This window comes from Microbulbifer mixtoriginis (SeqCode) (genome assembly GCF_052468275.1).
This window is the reverse complement of record NZ_CP174341.1, coordinates 2,744,024-2,760,427: the sequence shown is the minus strand read 5'-3', so window position 1 is coordinate 2,760,427 and position 16,404 is coordinate 2,744,024. Positions and strand designations below refer to the sequence as shown.

General features: G+C 44.1%; 17 protein-coding genes. 5 read left to right on the top strand and 12 right to left on the bottom strand.

The genetic code is table 11. The features are described 5' to 3' along the window. Nucleotides 1–96 precede the first annotated feature (96 nt). The 5 genes from ACJJIC_RS12145 to ACJJIC_RS12125 all read right to left on the bottom strand — a co-directional run bounded on the left by ACJJIC_RS12145 (nt 97) and on the right by ACJJIC_RS12125 (nt 5,070). Complete coding sequence (locus tag ACJJIC_RS12145) at nt 97–312, bottom strand: hypothetical protein (protein ID WP_445357036.1); 216 nt, start codon at nt 310–312, stop codon at nt 97–99. Nucleotides 313–1,028: 716 nt separating this feature from the next. Beyond that, nucleotides 1,029–1,469, bottom strand: coding sequence for an acyl-CoA thioesterase (locus ACJJIC_RS12140; protein ID WP_445357035.1), 441 nt, complete (start codon nt 1,467–1,469; stop codon nt 1,029–1,031). Then, nucleotides 1,466–2,632 carry an iron-containing alcohol dehydrogenase gene (locus tag ACJJIC_RS12135; RefSeq protein WP_445357034.1) on the bottom strand — a complete coding sequence of 389 codons (1,167 nt, stop codon included), beginning with the start codon at nt 2,630–2,632 and terminating at the stop codon, nt 1,466–1,468. The genes ACJJIC_RS12140 and ACJJIC_RS12135 overlap by 4 nt, the downstream gene beginning before the upstream one ends. Nucleotides 2,633–3,876: 1,244 nt before the next feature. Next, complete coding sequence (locus tag ACJJIC_RS12130) at nt 3,877–4,476, bottom strand: dihydrofolate reductase family protein (protein WP_445357033.1); 600 nt, start codon at nt 4,474–4,476, stop codon at nt 3,877–3,879. A gap of 441 nt (nt 4,477–4,917) precedes the next feature. Further along, nucleotides 4,918–5,070: a GFA family protein gene (locus tag ACJJIC_RS12125; RefSeq protein ID WP_445357032.1), complete on the bottom strand. Its 153-nt coding sequence runs from the start codon at nt 5,068–5,070 to the stop codon at nt 4,918–4,920. 71 nt (nt 5,071–5,141) lie between these two features. Between ACJJIC_RS12125 and ACJJIC_RS12120 the strand changes: the two genes are divergently transcribed. From ACJJIC_RS12120 to ACJJIC_RS12110, 3 genes are all read left to right on the top strand, one after another. Continuing rightward, a complete protein-coding gene (locus ACJJIC_RS12120) occupies nt 5,142–5,444 on the top strand; it encodes a winged helix-turn-helix transcriptional regulator (RefSeq protein ID WP_445357031.1) in 303 nt (100 codons plus the stop codon). Between the two features lie 212 nt (nt 5,445–5,656). Then, a complete protein-coding gene (locus ACJJIC_RS12115) occupies nt 5,657–7,027 on the top strand; it encodes an MmgE/PrpD family protein (RefSeq protein ID WP_445357030.1) in 1,371 nt (456 codons plus the stop codon). Nucleotides 7,028–7,699: 672 nt separating this feature from the next. Beyond that, complete coding sequence (locus ACJJIC_RS12110) at nt 7,700–8,581, top strand: SDR family oxidoreductase (protein ID WP_445357029.1); 882 nt, start codon at nt 7,700–7,702, stop codon at nt 8,579–8,581. On the opposite strand, the gene ACJJIC_RS12105 is transcribed toward ACJJIC_RS12110, so the two are convergent. Further along, nucleotides 8,576–9,481 (bottom strand): LysR family transcriptional regulator, encoded by a 906-nt coding sequence (locus ACJJIC_RS12105; protein WP_445357028.1) that lies wholly within the window; start codon nt 9,479–9,481, stop codon nt 8,576–8,578. The genes ACJJIC_RS12110 and ACJJIC_RS12105 overlap by 6 nt on opposite strands. A gap of 113 nt (nt 9,482–9,594) precedes the next feature. On the opposite strand from ACJJIC_RS12105, the gene ACJJIC_RS12100 reads away from it, so the two are divergent. Further along, nucleotides 9,595–10,017 (top strand): PACE efflux transporter, encoded by a 423-nt coding sequence (locus ACJJIC_RS12100; protein WP_444924895.1) that lies wholly within the window; start codon nt 9,595–9,597, stop codon nt 10,015–10,017. A 600-nt stretch (nt 10,018–10,617) separates the two neighbouring features. Here the strand turns inward: ACJJIC_RS12100 and ACJJIC_RS12095 are convergent. From ACJJIC_RS12095 to ACJJIC_RS12075, 5 genes are all read right to left on the bottom strand, one after another. Beyond that, complete coding sequence (locus ACJJIC_RS12095; RefSeq protein ID WP_445357027.1) at nt 10,618–10,800, bottom strand: hypothetical protein; 183 nt, start codon at nt 10,798–10,800, stop codon at nt 10,618–10,620. A 305-nt stretch (nt 10,801–11,105) separates the two neighbouring features. Next, on the bottom strand, nt 11,106–11,537 hold the full coding sequence (locus ACJJIC_RS12090) for a DUF1877 family protein (protein WP_445357026.1): 432 nt from the start codon (nt 11,535–11,537) through the stop codon (nt 11,106–11,108). Between the two features lie 524 nt (nt 11,538–12,061). Continuing rightward, nucleotides 12,062–12,514 (bottom strand): hypothetical protein, encoded by a 453-nt coding sequence (locus ACJJIC_RS12085; RefSeq protein WP_445357025.1) that lies wholly within the window; start codon nt 12,512–12,514, stop codon nt 12,062–12,064. Continuing rightward, complete coding sequence (locus ACJJIC_RS12080; protein ID WP_444888822.1) at nt 12,501–13,175, bottom strand: response regulator; 675 nt, start codon at nt 13,173–13,175, stop codon at nt 12,501–12,503. Before ACJJIC_RS12080 ends, ACJJIC_RS12085 begins: the two co-directional genes overlap by 14 nt. Beyond that, on the bottom strand, nt 13,175–14,446 hold the full coding sequence (locus ACJJIC_RS12075; RefSeq protein ID WP_445357024.1) for a sensor histidine kinase: 1,272 nt from the start codon (nt 14,444–14,446) through the stop codon (nt 13,175–13,177). The genes ACJJIC_RS12080 and ACJJIC_RS12075 overlap by 1 nt, the downstream gene beginning before the upstream one ends. 190 nt (nt 14,447–14,636) lie before the next feature. Between ACJJIC_RS12075 and ACJJIC_RS12070 the strand changes: the two genes are divergently transcribed. Continuing rightward, on the top strand, nt 14,637–15,464 hold the full coding sequence (locus tag ACJJIC_RS12070) for a DUF2306 domain-containing protein (RefSeq protein ID WP_445357023.1): 828 nt from the start codon (nt 14,637–14,639) through the stop codon (nt 15,462–15,464). A 364-nt stretch (nt 15,465–15,828) separates the two neighbouring features. On the opposite strand, the gene ACJJIC_RS12065 is transcribed toward ACJJIC_RS12070, so the two are convergent. Further along, on the bottom strand, nt 15,829–16,335 hold the full coding sequence (locus ACJJIC_RS12065; protein WP_445357022.1) for a GNAT family N-acetyltransferase: 507 nt from the start codon (nt 16,333–16,335) through the stop codon (nt 15,829–15,831). Nucleotides 16,336–16,404: the final 69 nt, after the last annotated feature.

Below are 16,404 nucleotides of genomic sequence, written 5' to 3'. Positions count from 1 at the left end.
GCGAGGAGAGTTTTCTATGGAAAGAGGCTCGAGCCCATCCTCCTTTATAGAGATTTGGTCTGAACGAGCACCTATCAGACTATGTGTTACTTTGAACTACACATCTACCTCCTTAGGAAAACCAGCCAAACCCAGCTTCTTAAAGGCTGAAGATAGATTCTCACGGCCCTTCTTCTTTAGAACCACTCGCGTCGAAACGAAGCGATTCATACCATGTATTATACCCACTTCTCCAGTACGCTTCTTCACCACCAACTGTTTGGTGACTTCACGTAGCGTAGAGATTTCTTCATCGGATAGATCTATTTTCATCTAATTCAGCCTCTATTCAAGGTATAAAATAATGAGATAGCTAGTTAAAGGTACCTAGCGCGGCATATTTCTATTCTACCCCCACCGTTGCCGCGCTCCCCTTCCTTATACAAGCTTCTCCACTTAGTAATACCCACCCATAGCTAAAAGCATCAGTAACAACCAAACAGGTCGATTCTAAATCGCCAAACCTTAAATAACCTAAAAATTGGCACGAATGCCTCAATTACATTGCTGAAAATGAATGCCAACCAAGTAAAGATAGGTACCCACGCTCTCTAATACCACTCAGTTCATTGTGAGAGATCATTGTACACATCGAAAGAGAACAAAAAATAGGCACCGAAAGACGGTGAGAGTTGATTCACAATGGAGGGAACACCAACCAAACCTCCTCCCCTCTTTCATCATCATAGTGGCACCTTTGAGCGCACACTATTTCTATGATGGGCAATGTCACAATCCTACATTTATCTTCACACTTATCAGAAAGTAACTCCCCACCCTCTATAACTGAAAAATCAATACTAATTAGGAGGATCAGCTGAGTTCAAGACATAGTTAGCGTTACTGCAATCTGTATACTCTAATTTTATCAGTTACCTTTTCCCATTCATCTTCATAACCAGCTGAACAAAAACAGGCCATCAGTGTAAAGAGTAATCCTGGACGCCAACCAATTAAAAAGTATAACCTCAACCCTATCGACTAAAAAGTTAACCAGCACCAAATGATGCACTTTGTAACGACTTGAGCAATTGACCAGAAATTTTTGTCGGCTGTTCGGTATGGCGATTAACAAAGACATGCGTCATAGATCCATGCGCACATGCATTTTCTTGATTTTCTTTAAAAATCGCGACACCATATTCCACCGAAGAATTTCCTATTCTATTAACCCTAAAAGCACCAAGTATTTTTTCAGGGTAAGAAATACTGGCCAAATAATTACAATCAGATTTGACTATGTAACCAATGTTCTCACTGGTTTTAATATCTAATTCAGCCTTATTAATCAAAAAGCTGTTCACAATGGTGTCAAAATAGGAATAGTAAACTACATTATTTACATGCCCATACACATCATTATCCATCCATCTGGTAGTTAACTCTTCAAAATAAAAATAATCTGTACGTAACACAGCCTGCTTACTCACAAAGCCTCCTCATAAGCAGCCTGATAAATCAGGAGTGCATCATCATGAGACAGCGGTTTCGGATTATTGATTAGTAAGCGAGTTTGTAGCATTGCATCAGTGGCGAGCATCTCTAAATGGTGCTCGCCAATATCTAATTGCTTTAAGGTCCGGGGTAATTTTAATTGTTCAATTATCCGCTCAATAAAGACAATGAGATCAGAACACACTTTTTGATCTGATTGAGACGTATTTATGTGTTCACAAATATATGGCGCCAATTCACTATAGAGCTTGGCCGTATCACTCTGATTAAAGCGCATTACATGTGGTAATACTAACGAGTTGCCCAATCCATGAGGTACATGAAAATGCCCCCCTAATGGGTAAGCTAGAGCATGTACAGCGGCAACTGGTGCATTGGCAAAAGCCTGACCTGCAAGGCAGGCACCCAATAACATATTCTGTCTTGCTTCTATGTCCTCGCCATGATGTGTGGCCTGTTCTATATTTCTTGATAGCAATAACAACGCCTGCTTAGCTAGCATATCAGAATAGGCATTTTTTTTATGCTTAGACGTATATGCCTCTATGGCATGCACCATAGCATCAATGCCAGTTGCAGCAGTCACATGAGCTGGTAACCCTAGAGTTAATTGTGCATCTAATAAGGCAACATCTGGTAATAATTGTTTAGCGACGATGCCATCTTTGGTGGTTTCCCCTGTTGTTAAAACCGCGATAGGTGTTACTTCTGAACCGGTGCCAGCAGTGGTAGGTATTAAAACCAAAGGTACACGACCTCCTTGAACTCGTTCAAGCCCATAAAGCTGTTCTAAAGGTTGGTGAGAATCCATCATAACAGCAACAACTTTAGCGGTATCCATTGAACTGCCACCACCAAATCCAATTACACCATCAACATTATGCTGCTTTGCTAAGGCTACTGCCGACAATACGATCTGCTCTTTAGGATCAGCACTAACTCCATCAAAGATAATGGTCGCAAATTTACTATGTAGTTGCTCCTTCAGTTTCTCAACCAAACCACAATTTACAATACCTTGATCCGTGACCACTAACAACTTAGTTATATTTAGTTGGTCACATATCTCACTAATTTTATTTAACCCGCCAGGACTGTTTATAATCGATTTTGTAGTATTAAATTCAAAACTTAACATAGGATTGTCACCGCCTTAATTATTATGTGTCACAGTTTCGTTTGGCAATAGTTCCATTTCAAATCCTAGGGAACTTCTGATTAGCTCAGAGTGAATTTGGTGCTAATCAGTTGTCAGTCAAGACTACGATAAATTAATCACCAAGTCACCCGTGTAGATACGCCGATTAAAGGGCTACTCAATAGTATTGCGCAATAAAGATGCACGTTGATACTGATAGTATTATTGGGCTTAGTGAATAGCCGGTTTGGCTGAATAGACCCCATGCAAAGCCTTATAACGCAAACTCCCGACTGCAAGTCTACAGGGATGTATTCAAAAGGTGCCGCAAGAGGCCTATGTTCTTTACTTTTGCTCCAGTAGCACCCCTAATAGTAACGGTATTTCGTTTATTCTAGAAATATTACCCCAAGCTGAGATATGAGATTTATAAGATTCTCTGACGTATCTAGATTATTTGGCAGCTAAACCTCTCTCCAGCCCCTCATCCAGTGTGGCGCGCTCAACGTATCTGATAATGATGCACGAGGTTGGGCACGGGCCAGCGATAGATCCAAGGCTTCAATGCCATATAGACTAGGCCGCTAACCGAGGTTTATACCTAACTTTCTTCTCCTTCGCGCTGCTCCACCATTGGGGAACTCAGGCCAAAGGCGCTTTTCAAACGATATATTGAAGTACACAGAGCCGAAAGACGATCCTGCAAATTTAGAAAATTGTGAGCGTAAAAAAGAACAAGAAGTAGACACTGGACGTGTGTTAAGAACAAACTCTTTAAGGAAGGAAACTCCAGCTGAGTCTTGTCTATAGAAGATAAAACTGTATTAGACTGTAAGATACAGATATCGCACAAACACCTAAGTCAGTAACTGCATTATTTACCTACTGATGTATTGACCGGTTATGCCTTTTAACCTAAAGGGATGAAGTCGATTAGGATTTCAGACAACTCATTGTGTAAATATTGATCGATTTTGCTAGTCTGATTTCAGCCATTCTACAATCTATTCGAATGGATATGGTATGAAATATTCTACCTAAAATCTTCATCGTCGATTAAACCATCATTTTGTATCTGGTTTGAAATAGCTCAATGTGCTCTTTAATCTCGTCGAGTGCCTTTTGCATCACTGGTCACTCTGTGGATTCTCTTTTGCGTTAACTGCGAAAATTACTCAACGCTAAAAGAAAAATATTACCTTGCATCAGAGACCATACGAGTGAGTGCCTATATAAGTAAAATTTCATACTGCAATTCGATCTAGTGGTTGATAGAAGTGCATAAAGGCTCCTGAAGGACACGTCGCAAATTTTATGAGTTTGTATTTCGACGAAATTTCATCGTTTTCAAATAAGCGTTTTCCTTCACCAACAACTACTGGAAAGGTCCAAAGTCTAAGCTCATCTACCAAGTTATGCTTAAGAAGTAACTGCACTAATTGCCAACTACCGTGAACCTGTAACAGGGGCCCATCTATTTCTTTAATTTTAGCGACCTCTACAGCTGCATTAGAGCCCTTTAGTTTGAATGAATTATTCCATGTTAGATCATCAGTACCTGATGTCACCACGTATTTTTTTGCCATATTTAGTTTGTCTGCTACTGGATTATCAGGTTCGGCACTAGCAAAATTTGAGGCAAATAAATTATATGTATTACGCCCTAATAGCAGGTCATACGGCTCCTTCATTGCCTCCTTTGAAACCTGTTCCATAACGTCATCCCAACAATCTTTTGCCCAACCTCCATGACGGAAGCCGCCGGAGAAATCTTCCTCGGGTATACTGGGTGCTTGCATTACACCGTCAAGAGTTTGAAATATCAATATGGCTAAATTTCTCATTGGCTGATTCTCTCGAGGGGTAAATCCTTTATGGCATCTTATGCAGGCTTACTCGTAGAAATAAAAATCTTCAAACGTTGTATAAAACGCCGTTTAATCACAATCTCAAACAAGCAGGAACGTAATAAGCACCCAATAGACATAGCTCGAACTGTCTTGTAGGCCTCTAGCCAGAGTGACTACAATCACATCTTTGGCACTTTTTCATTCTTTTGTAAATCTGGGTCCATATAATCCCAAGGTTCGCCGCTACTTTCATATACGATCATCGTAGGGTTGAATTGCTCCAAATCATGAAGACTTCCGGCATGGACAAATTCTAACCACGACAAACCACTGTTTTCTGCATAATTATGCGAACCGCAACGAGGACAAAACCCCTCCTTGCTGCATTTCTACTATCCGCCTGCTTCTCATGAAACGCAAGATCACCGTTTATGATTAAATTCCGCGAGGAACAGCAATATCGGCAATGTGCCCTGCGGCACTAACTTTCTGGCAATCTGTACATTGGCCATGCCCCGCCATTACAGGCTCTTCGGAGCAATTATAATTAATAAAACGGTACAAACACTCTCCGGATATTTTGGGCATGAATTTCTACCATTACTTACGAAATTAAAGTCACTAGTCTACCATTTCATTTTTTATGTATAAGTGTGTGTATGAGCCCTGACGATCAACTTATCCGTTCCGATTGCCCTATCTTGAATGGACTGGATGTATTTGGCGATAAATGGACGCTAGTTACTCTAAGAGACTTACTATGTGGCAAAGAAACCTATAACGAACTTGCTGATTCACCTGAGAAAATACCAACAAATAGACTAGCAGAGAGATTAAAGATGCTAGAAACAGAGGAAATGTTGGTAAAAGAACAATATCAGTCAAAACCTAAGCGATATAAGTACTTGCTAACACAAAAAGGCAAGGACGTCTTGTCAATCCTTCAGGAACTTGCCAAATGAAGTAATACATACTTTGAAGGCTCATGGGTTCCCCCTAAAGCGGTTCATGGGAACCTAGCCCCAGATTTTAAGTCGGAGCCGTGGCATTGCAGCAAGTCCTCGCCAGGCTGAAAGACTGATGATACCAAATGATATTTGACTTCATCTCACCCAGTTAGATAACCATTGGTAGCAATTTACTTTTTACTCTTAACATTAAAAGGGGTTATGTTATGAATCCAGAAAACTTAGATTGTAAAATTTCAGAGGAGCTTGTTAATTTCTCAATTAAAAAGTATATAAACAGAGATTTCCCAAAAGAAGTAGAGACTCACACATTAAAATTATTACTTAATAGTATAGGGCTAATGCTGGCAGGCTCAACATTTAACATACCCAAAGATATCATATCTTTATACGAGAGAAAGAAATTGATTCAAAACTCAAATAAAGCCTCTATAATTGGCTTCAACAAAAAATCTTTCGCAGTAATTTCCGCAAAAATAAATTCCATCCTAGCAAATCAAACTGAGTTTGATGAGACATCAATGATTGCTATCGTTCACCCTTCCACCATTATTCTATCAACAGCCCTAGCTATAGGTGAAGAGTATAATGCTAGTGGCGCTGATGTATTCTATAGCTACTGCATTGGACTGGAGATTTTTGTTCGCCTTGGAGCTGCATTCAGAGATGACAATTTTTATGGCTTTTACAATCCTACAGTTGTCGGGCCATTGGCGAGCTCCATTACTGCTGGTTTGCTCATGAGATTAAATAAGGAACAGCTTCTAAATGCATTTTGTATTGCCGCTTCTTATAGTGGAGGGGTACAGGAGTGGGCTGATCATGGTGGTAGTGTTAAGAGGATGTTATGTTCAGTAGCAGTTGGTGCTGGTATTGAATCTGCGCATTATGCCTCCATAAATATAACAGCGCCTCATACAGTCATCGAAGGAAAACATGGAATTTGCAATTTTAGCAAGGAGCGAAACTTTAATATCATATTAAATCATCTTGGGCAAAAATTTTTGCTCATGGAAACAGCAATAAAGAAATACAACTGTTGCAACGCTCTTCATGGTGCTGTAGAAGCAGTGGAACACCTGATTAATGCAAACCCTATAAATGTTAACTCTATACGTAGTATAAAAATTGGAGTTAGCAAGTTTACAATCGATCACTGCTCTAACAAAAACATAACTGACTCACTAAGCGCCCAACTATCTATATACTATGTTGTAGCTCTCACTTTCACTTACGGCTCTCCTACCTCCATAAAGTATGATGAAAAGTTATTTAAAGATGAAAAAATATTATCTATCATGGATTCTATTTATTTGTATCAAAATCCAGAATATACGGACAATTGTTTTGGTGCCAACGTTAAAGTTGTACTGCTTGATGGAAGCTACTATAACAAGGAAGTTATTGACTTCAAAGGCTCAGCCAACAATCCTTTATCACTTGAAGAAGTAAAGAATAAATTTTTTAATATATTCCCCACTCCCGAAACCAATAAGTGCAATAATATATTCAAAGAGTGCAGCAAAATAAAATCTTTTGAAAAAATTATGGATTTAACAAAGCTAATGGTCTTATAAAATAAAAAGATAATAGAATTGCACTCCTTGACAATTACTATTTTGATATAGCTATTTTCCGTGGTCCCGCTATCAAAGACCATGAAATCGACATTGATCTATCGCATATAGGCTAGATGATTAAAACCTAGTATCAGCAGGGTTATCTTTTTACTTTATTATAATATCTATAAGTAATGATCAATTATAGTTGGCGGCCATTTAAAAGATGGATTAGATAACAATCTAAACCCTAACTCCTTCGGTGTTGTGAAACGTGCTAGTAGATTCATAACATAAGCTCATTTCCTGGATCTCATTTGGAACTGCACTAAGTGTCACGTTTTTTCTTACACTTGCAATGCTTATACATTAATAAGCAATGGATTAGCAAAATAAACTGAATACCAATACCCAATGACACCCGCCAACTGAATTAGGTGATCATTTAATCAGAAGGCGATATCATAATTTCAAATTTGATGCCGATGATATTTTAGTATTTAGACTGAAGAATCGTCAGTCATAGCCCACTTTAAGTTAATTACCCCCTAAAACCTGTCGGTCGCTTAGATACGTTGATGCAGTGAAAGCTTTCGTAGTATCTGTTTGATAGATGGTACATAACTGTAAGATTTTTTAGACCTTAGGCAAAGTATGGGCTACTTCATTCATTACTTTAAAGGTTGAATCATGCAGAAAACTATTACGATTATTGGCGCCACAGGCCATTTAGGTCGTCAGGTAGCACGAAAACTGGATCAAAAAGGTGTAAAGGTAACTGCGATCGTGAGGGACGTAATTAGCGCTCGCACTATCCTCCCAGAGAGTATCCAGCTTGTCGAAGCAGATGTCTCGGACAAAGAGAGCTTGGTCTCGGCACTGGTTGGTACCAAAACGCTTTATATTACCCTGAATACTACGTCACTTGACCCTAGCTTACCCTTTCACACTGAACGTGAAGGAGTGATTAATATCGTTGAGGCTGCAAAGGTCACTGGTGTGCAGCACATTATGCAGATTGCGGGTATTGATTATCTACACCCGGAATTAGCAGACAAGGGCCTAGAGTATGAGACCAATATAATCCGTAAACCAGGTATAGAGGCCATTAAAAATTCTGGCATTGATTACACTTTCTTCTTCTGTTCGTTCTTCCTGGATACTTTTCCTACATTCATTGAGAACGATCAATTTGCTATCATCGGTAATCATGTTCACCCTATCTATTACACCAATACAACAGATCTGGCAGAGATGATCGGTAATGCTATCGGGAATGAGATGGCTTACAACCAGAGTTTTTCGGTTCAGGGTACTGAGGGGGTGTCTTTGCCTGAAGCAGCCAAGAAGTTTGTCGAGGGCTATTCTCCGGGAACAGAAATTGTCCACCACCCTATCGCCGCCATTGCAGAAATGGGACTGCCCGAAGAACAGGCAGTATTCATGGAGCATATGCTGACTTACGTAGAACAGCTAAAGGAGCAACCAGTGAGTCAAAAAACTTGGCAGGTGTTAGGTAAACCAGATACAACTATCACAGATTTTGCCCGAGACCTGTCAAACGCTTCATAACGACTGATCCTTGTTCAGTATTGCGTCCTCTGTGCTCAGCCACTTCATCAAATCAGTGGCTGCGGGACCCAGTGGACGCTTACTGGACCAGATAATATCTACACCGTGTGACAGCTCTTTCTCCTGCTCAAATACTAGGGGAAGCTGTATCAGTTTTTTCGCCGCTATCCCCTTCGCAACCACGTGTAGTGGCAATACTGCCCAGCCCAAATTGGCCTCAACAAGGTCAAGTGCATCATCAACCCGTGACACACTCCACACGTCGGGAGACACCAGCCAGCGAGTTTGGCTGGATATCTCAAACTCCTGCAATAAGATTTGTCGGTATTGTTTCAGGTCTTCCCAGGTAACTTCAGTGAGTCTCGCAATCGGGTGATCAACGCAGGCGATGCCTGTAAGCTTCAGATGGCCCAGGGCCCTGAAATCGCATCCAGCGGGCACTTCATCCAGTTGTGTGATAATCCCGAGTTGGGCTATATCCCCTTCAACCCAGGTCTGTACATCCTGAACACTTCCCGCTCTGAGCGTAATTTGAACATTCGGATATTTGGTCTCAAACTCTTGAAAGAGTCCACCCAGGTTTTTAATACGAACATGCTGGGCAATAGCCAACGTCAACCGGGCCTCGACATCCAGAGACAACCCCTGTGCGATCGCCATCAATCGCTCACGCTGCTCGATAAGATTCCGTGCGCGTTCCAGCAGTGACTCACCAGCGTCCGTCAATCGCGGGTATCGTTGACTTCGATCAAATAGATTGACTCCAAAGTCAACCTCAAGGTTCGATACCAGTGAGCTGATTACCGACTGTGCCTTTCCACATTTACGTGCAGCCGCTGAGAACGAGCCAGCCTGCTCAGTAGCTACAAATGCTTCCAGTTGTTCAATAGAAACTGCCATTCATTCAATCTATCTGTTTAACGTATGGTATCTAACTTTTTCCATCTAACTTAACTATATATCATTCAAGCACATTTTCTCAAGCAGAGTGAGTATGGTTGATGACTTATTCATTGAAGAATCGTTTAGTACAAGCAATTTCCTACGAGTTTTTTCTGCTGCTCACGGGTGGCCTACTAGTGGTTCCAATATTTGATTTGGAGGTACACCAGTCGCTCGCAATTGCTGTTGGACTATCACTATTTGCGTTGGTCTGGAATATGATTTTCAATCACGCCTTTGACTGGTACTTATTGAATATACGTAAAAACCCAGAAAAGACATTTATCGTTAGAGCCATACATGCGTTATTGTTTGAGGGGGGCATGTTGGTACTGACGTTGCCAGTAATCGCCTGGAGCTTTAATCTGACTATCCTAGAAGCATTTATGCTTGAGATAGTCATGGTGATTTACATCGTGATATATACCTATGTATTCAACTATTGGTTCGATAGACTGCATAGCTCGTTTCGAGTTACTGCACACAAACGTTAAAGGTCTGCTCCACAGTCTATTTTAGGTTAGATGTAGGCACCAATTAAAATACACTACATCAAAAGCAAGTGCCTATTTATCTGTCATTTTTCCTTTTCTTGTTATATTTTATACCAGTTAATAAAAAAATAATGATAATCCTGGCTCCCCATTTCTGCCAGACTCAGAGTAATTGAGCCAAAGCAACATCCACCCAAGAGGGAGAGTTGCCACCACGAACCGAATTAAGAGAACAAATATATTGACTTGATACTTGGCATAACTTCCGTTTGATTTACAAAACATGGCAAACGTACAAAGGATTGCAAATAACTTGGTTTATATAAAAAATACCGAAAATTTGAAATTATTACCTCTATCACAATTCACCTAAAAATATAACCAAAGCATGGACCCGCCGAAGGTCGAGTACACCCGCCTTTTAAAAATCATACTCAGGAATTGAACCCTAAGCTCTTCTCATTTTTTATGGTTTGGATTTTGGAGAATGGGTATTTTCATTCCAAGATACACGCACTCAGCGCGACATGAGGGACACAAACCATTGAATTATCTGTTGGATCTCACTTGAGTGCTTGCAAATATTCATAACAAACAAATTTATGAGCACTCATAATTCTCTTCTATTGATGCATAACGTTCATATTTGCGGTGGCTGAACACTCCGGCTTCGATAGCGACGGACAATATAGGCTTGTTAATTGATTTAACACCCACCATCACCACTCCCTCCATCTCCACCACTAAAGCCACCAGAATCACCACCTCCGGAGTCACCAGCAAAGCCAGAGCGCTGAGTCACTCCAAACTTCACAATAAACCATAGCAAACTGGATATAAAAAAAGCTGCAAATACAAACGGGGCAAAAGTAGAATTAAGCGGGTTCTTGGAAGCAAGATCAATCAAATACCATGATCCAACTAAGCCGATTAGATTAATGAGGAATGATTTCATCTACTCTCCATGGATCATTTGACGTGGCTATATAGGACTTTTGTTATGAAATGTAGTTTGAGGTACTATGGCGCGATCACCTAAAAATGAAGCTTAGCAACAAAAGACACTAAGATAAATTTGTTGTGTTCTGCTAGCATATTACCACTAATATTCCGTTACCCAAATTTTTTGCTGACCTAACAAAATCAGTAAACTGAACTAGGTAGTTACTAATATCCATTTTGGGGTAATCAGATTTATATATACCTAAGTGCCGCAAAGTGTGTGAATCATAACGCTGCATAATCGCTGACGACTCACATTCATCTAAATACGTTGCAAGCTCACTAATAGCTTCAGGTGAGTGAGCTTCACAATGTTCACACACATCTTCACATTGCCTGCCGGTATTTAGAAATGATGCATTTTCATCTTGGGTTATCAGATAACTGATGCAGCCCCAAGACCTACCAAGTGATAGAGGCGTAACAGACTCATCTATTCCATCAACATAGCTCTTACCTTGACCGGTCTCTCGATATTGTTCCTTCGTGATCTGATAAAGAGTCGCTCTTAAACCCATACTCGTAATTTACCTAAGGCACATAACTGTTAACTCAAAAGTAACATCTATATATCATGCTACTCCCTAATTCCAAAGCTCATCACCCAGATCACACAAAAATATACAATGGATTAAGAAGCCTTCTTTAACGGGTATACATATTTAGGGAAAGATTTTGATAGAACCCTGAACAAGGATCTGCTGGTCTAAACATTAATCATCAAGCAGGTAAATTTTGTTTCAGCAAAGTTTATGCGGGAAGCTATCGATCGGGCTTCGGAGAAAAAGCAATGACCTTACCGGGAAGATTCTTTTCGAGTCACTTCGTGATAATACTAGCGGACAGGTGTTTTACTTTGAAAGTTTTGGTGGTGATCAAAATCATTTTGACGGGTGAAGTTGTTTTCCAAAAACAACCCGGTTAGGGCTTCAAAAGTACAAAGAGAAATCGATTTGTCTGACTTCAGAAAGAAGCTAGCAAGTTAATAACAAGCTTGAGGTTTAAGGTGCCGGGTAGCTAGTGCAATCCCCGAGCGTATACATTACTGCATGCCCTTCTCAACCGGCGCTTCTGCTACCGCAGGCCAGACCAGTCCCGCCCTTGTTACTACGAGCAGCAGTACAAAAGACATCTCCAATGCGAGGAAAACGCCAATAGGGTGATTGGGTACGCCGCGTAACAACAGGTAGAGCAAATAGCTCATGGCAAGCAGATTACCCGCAAGCGTAACGTTAAGGGCGTAACCACGTTCTTGCCAGAGTGGTTTGCAGAGCAGGAAGTTCAACACCGCGGTGCCGGCAAGCATCATGCCGGGCAACATCAACAGCAAGCGACGGGCTAAACCCATTCCGTCGCTGGTTACCAGTGGCCAAACGGCAGTAAAGTGACCTTGAGCTCCGAGGGTGAGGAACAGCCCCAGAATTACTGCGCCGATGGCAGCAAGCCGATACAGTGCATTGCGTTGCGAAGCGCGTGTTGACCTAGAAACCGACATCGCGCTCCCCTACGGTGGCCAGGCCACATTCGTAAGCGAACACGACCGCCTGTGCACGATCGCGTAACCCCAGTTTGGAGAGCAAGCTGGAAACGTGGGTTTTCACAGTGGCGGGGCCAATAAACAGGGCCTCCGCAATCTCGGCATTGCTCTTACCAGCGGCGATGGCCTCCAGTACCTCACGCTCGCGGGTAGTGAGGCGTTCCAGGCGTTCTGACAGGTTGCGCCCTGCCCCCAATTTCTGTGCGAACTGGCTGATCAGGCGTTGAGTGATGCCCGGTGCAAGCATGGCACCGCCCTCTGCTACGGTGCGTACTGCCTGCACCAGTGCCTCCGGGGGAATATCCTTGAGCACAAAGCCACTGGCCCCTGCCCTCAACGCACGAAACACGTATTCATCGGGATCGAACGTAGTCAAAATAATGACACGGCAAGTTGCATCACTAGCTTCCAGGATGCGTGCCGTGGCTTCCAGCCCGTCCATCTCCGGCATGCGGATATCCATCAGGATGATATCCGGCTGATGCGCTCGTGCGGCTTCAACTGCCTCAATGCCGGTACCCGCCTCGGCGACCACCTCAATATCGGGCTCATTGTTCAGGATCAGCGCAAAACCACACCGTACCAAAGCCTGGTCGTCCACCACCATCACTCGCAACATTATGTTTTCACCATTCCTGTGGGTAGTTGTGCATATACCTCAAAACCACCACCATCGACCGCGCCCGCATACAGATGGCCGCCGAGCAATTCCGCGCGCTCGCGCATGCCTGCAATGCCGTGCCCACCGCCAGGCTGCTCGTCAATAGTTGTTTCCACCATGGGCCGGTCGCCAGTGGTGTTGCCATCATCGGCTACACGAATCACTAGAGTCTCATGGTCTACGCGCAGGCTCACTTGAACCCGCGCAGCGGCTCCAACGTGCTTGATGACATTAGTGAGAGATTCCTGAACGATACGATAGGCGGTGAGAGCGACGCTGGTCGGTACATTCTCCAGCATGCCGTGGGTTTCGTAGTCGACCTCGGTTAACACCTGCCGGACCTTTTCAATCAGAGCCGGTAAATCATTGAGACCCGGTTGCGGCGTGAGCGCGGTGTCGCTACTTGCCGGGCGCAGTACGCCAAGTAAATGGCGCATTTCTGTCATGGCCTGACGGCCAGCAGCCTCCACCGAAGCCATGGCCTCACTGGCGGCTTGCGGGTTATTGCGGCTGATGGCCCTGGCGGCACCGGCTTGCACGGTCATAAGGCTCACCTGATGCGCCACCACATCATGCATCTCGCGGGCGATTCGTGTGCGCTCGGCCGCTACCGCACGCTCGGATTCGGCATTGCGTTCGCGCTCCAAATACTCAGCTCTCTCTTCCAGTAAGCGGAGATATTCACCGCGAAAACGCAGCCGGCGACCGATATACCACAACGCCCATACCAGCATCACCGTTACTGTGCCTGCCGCAGTTGGTTGAACCGGAATACCCTGATCAATCGCCACAAAAACCAGCGTTGCGATGACTCCGATAAAACTGGCCCGGGTGTTGGCCTCGTAGCGGCCAAGGCTATACAGCGAAACCGCCATGGCAACGATGCCATCCGCCGGTAAACCCAGTTCCAGCAATATTGTTGCGCCGAGAATAACGGCCTGTACCTGCCAGGGGTGTGTGCGACGCCACAACAGAGCGAAGGAGCCAATGAACGCACACTGGAAAGCAATAACATCCCCCAGATTTTGCATGGCCAGCACTTCCCGCGCCTCGTCGCGCGACCACATCAGTAGCGTCAGCAAAAACATGAGCAAGGCGATGAGCAGATCAGTCAGGTGCGGCCAGCGTTCGAATGGCCCGCGAAAGGGCTGCCACACCGGAAGCTTGGGTAGTTCCGAGCTGGTGTTGAGCGGATTCGGCGCAGGTGTATTTAGGGACGACGATTTCATTTCCGCATGCTAAACCAGGCACAACCAGCTGTCATGGGGCTTTCGGGGGAGGCGGGAGCAGTCGCATCTCCACCTTTTGGGGGAGGTCAGATTCCTGCCTGTGGCCGATGTGCGTGTGCCTGAAAAAACCGAACATGCTCGGCAGGCACATTCAGCCCAAGCACGCACCATAAACGCCTGGAGAAACCCCATGAACGACGCTGTACTCAGCCAAACACTGCCGCGATCATTCGACACCCGGCGGGCCGTTTACCTGTCGGTAAAAACCTGGTTCTGCATCGCGGCCATCGGCCATGCGATCTTCTTTGCCTATATCCTGGCCGTCTTCTACCCACCCATTGCCGAATCGGGGGTGCACGGCTTGAAAGGACTGCACCTTCCGGCAGGCTTCCGCGAGGGAGATACACTGGGTAATCTCGCTTCGGTGAGTCACGTGCTATTGGCCGCAATTGTAATCGGCGGTGGGCCCCTGCAGCTGATCCCTTCAGTGCGACGGCATGCCCCCAACTTCCATCGCTGGTTGGGACGCAGCTATCTGCTGACTGCCGTCATCGCCAGTGTTGCGGGGCTCTACATGACCTGGACGCGGCACACTATTGGTAATCTGGTATCACAGATCAGTATCACCATGGACGGCATACTAATTTTGATGTTTGCCTTTCTGGCGGTGCGTACCGCGATGGCCAGACGCTTTGCTGAGCACCGTCGCTGGGCCTTACGCCTATTTATGGCTGCCAGTGCGGTGTGGTTCTTTCGTGTAGCCTTGATGGGCTGGGCAATGCTCACCGGCGGCTGGGGAGTCGACTGGGAATCTTTTACCGGGCCATTCCTGTATGCACTGGGCTTCGGCCAATACCTCCTCCCGCTGGCCATGCTGGAATGGTATTTTCACTGTCAAAAGCGTGGAACCGCACAAGGTACTCAGATTGCTTTTGTCAGTACCCTGATACCTTTGACTGTGTTTATGGCCATTGGTATTTTTGCCGCTACGATGGGAATGTGGTTGCCACGGATCTAAGGTTAATCGAGCTGATAATCGTGGATTTCTTACGCGGATTTGGCTGTAGAGGTTCACGACTCGTAAATTCAACTTTGTAGGAAAACTCGAATGGCAAACCTAGGCACCCGCCAAATAAGAATATAAATCGCCAAGACTATCAACCGAAGAAGAGATCTATGTACGTATCGGAAACGAGCGAAAGCAGGCAATGGGAAGCGTTGAAAGTAGATTCTCCAAGGAAGGAGGCCCAAAAAAAAGAGTCTTAATAATCTCTATAGAGACAACCCTAGCAAATAACGGTGTATAAACCGTGCTTGACTCAGGCCACGCGTCGGCCCAGAGCCGCAAAACGGTAGAAAGTCAGTCGCTGTGTAGCCGATTCTTAACCTTGAACCGAGAATGCCTCGTGGTACACAACCTCTCCCTGCGGAAAATTGCTACCAAATGACAGTGCCTGGAAGTACTCTGCTGGAACCCCTGGCAAAACCAATCCATCGATTACCTTGAAGCCAAAGCGCCCATAATAATTAGGATCCCCAAGTACTACACAACCCTCTGCCCCCTTTTCTTTAAGGTCTGCAAGAGCTTTCCCCATAAGTTTCGAGCCAACTCCCCTTCCTTGATACTCAGGTAGTACTGAAATCGGCCCAAGTCCAAACCAGTTGGTCGAGTTATCAGAAATGTTTACTGGTGAAATGGCAATGTGACCTACAATTTCTCCATCTGACTCAGCCACCAGAGATAAAGATAATGCACCTGCATTGCGAAGCCCCTCCACAATAAGCTGCTCAGTGTGATCACTATGTGGAGCATCCCGAAATGCTAGGACTGTAACTCGGTGGATTGTCTCAGCATCTCCACCACTTTCATTACGAATTTTAATATTCAATTTATGATCTCTTAAAGAGGTTAACAGTTAATTCAAAAATAGCTGTTCTATATTATGCATCTTTACATT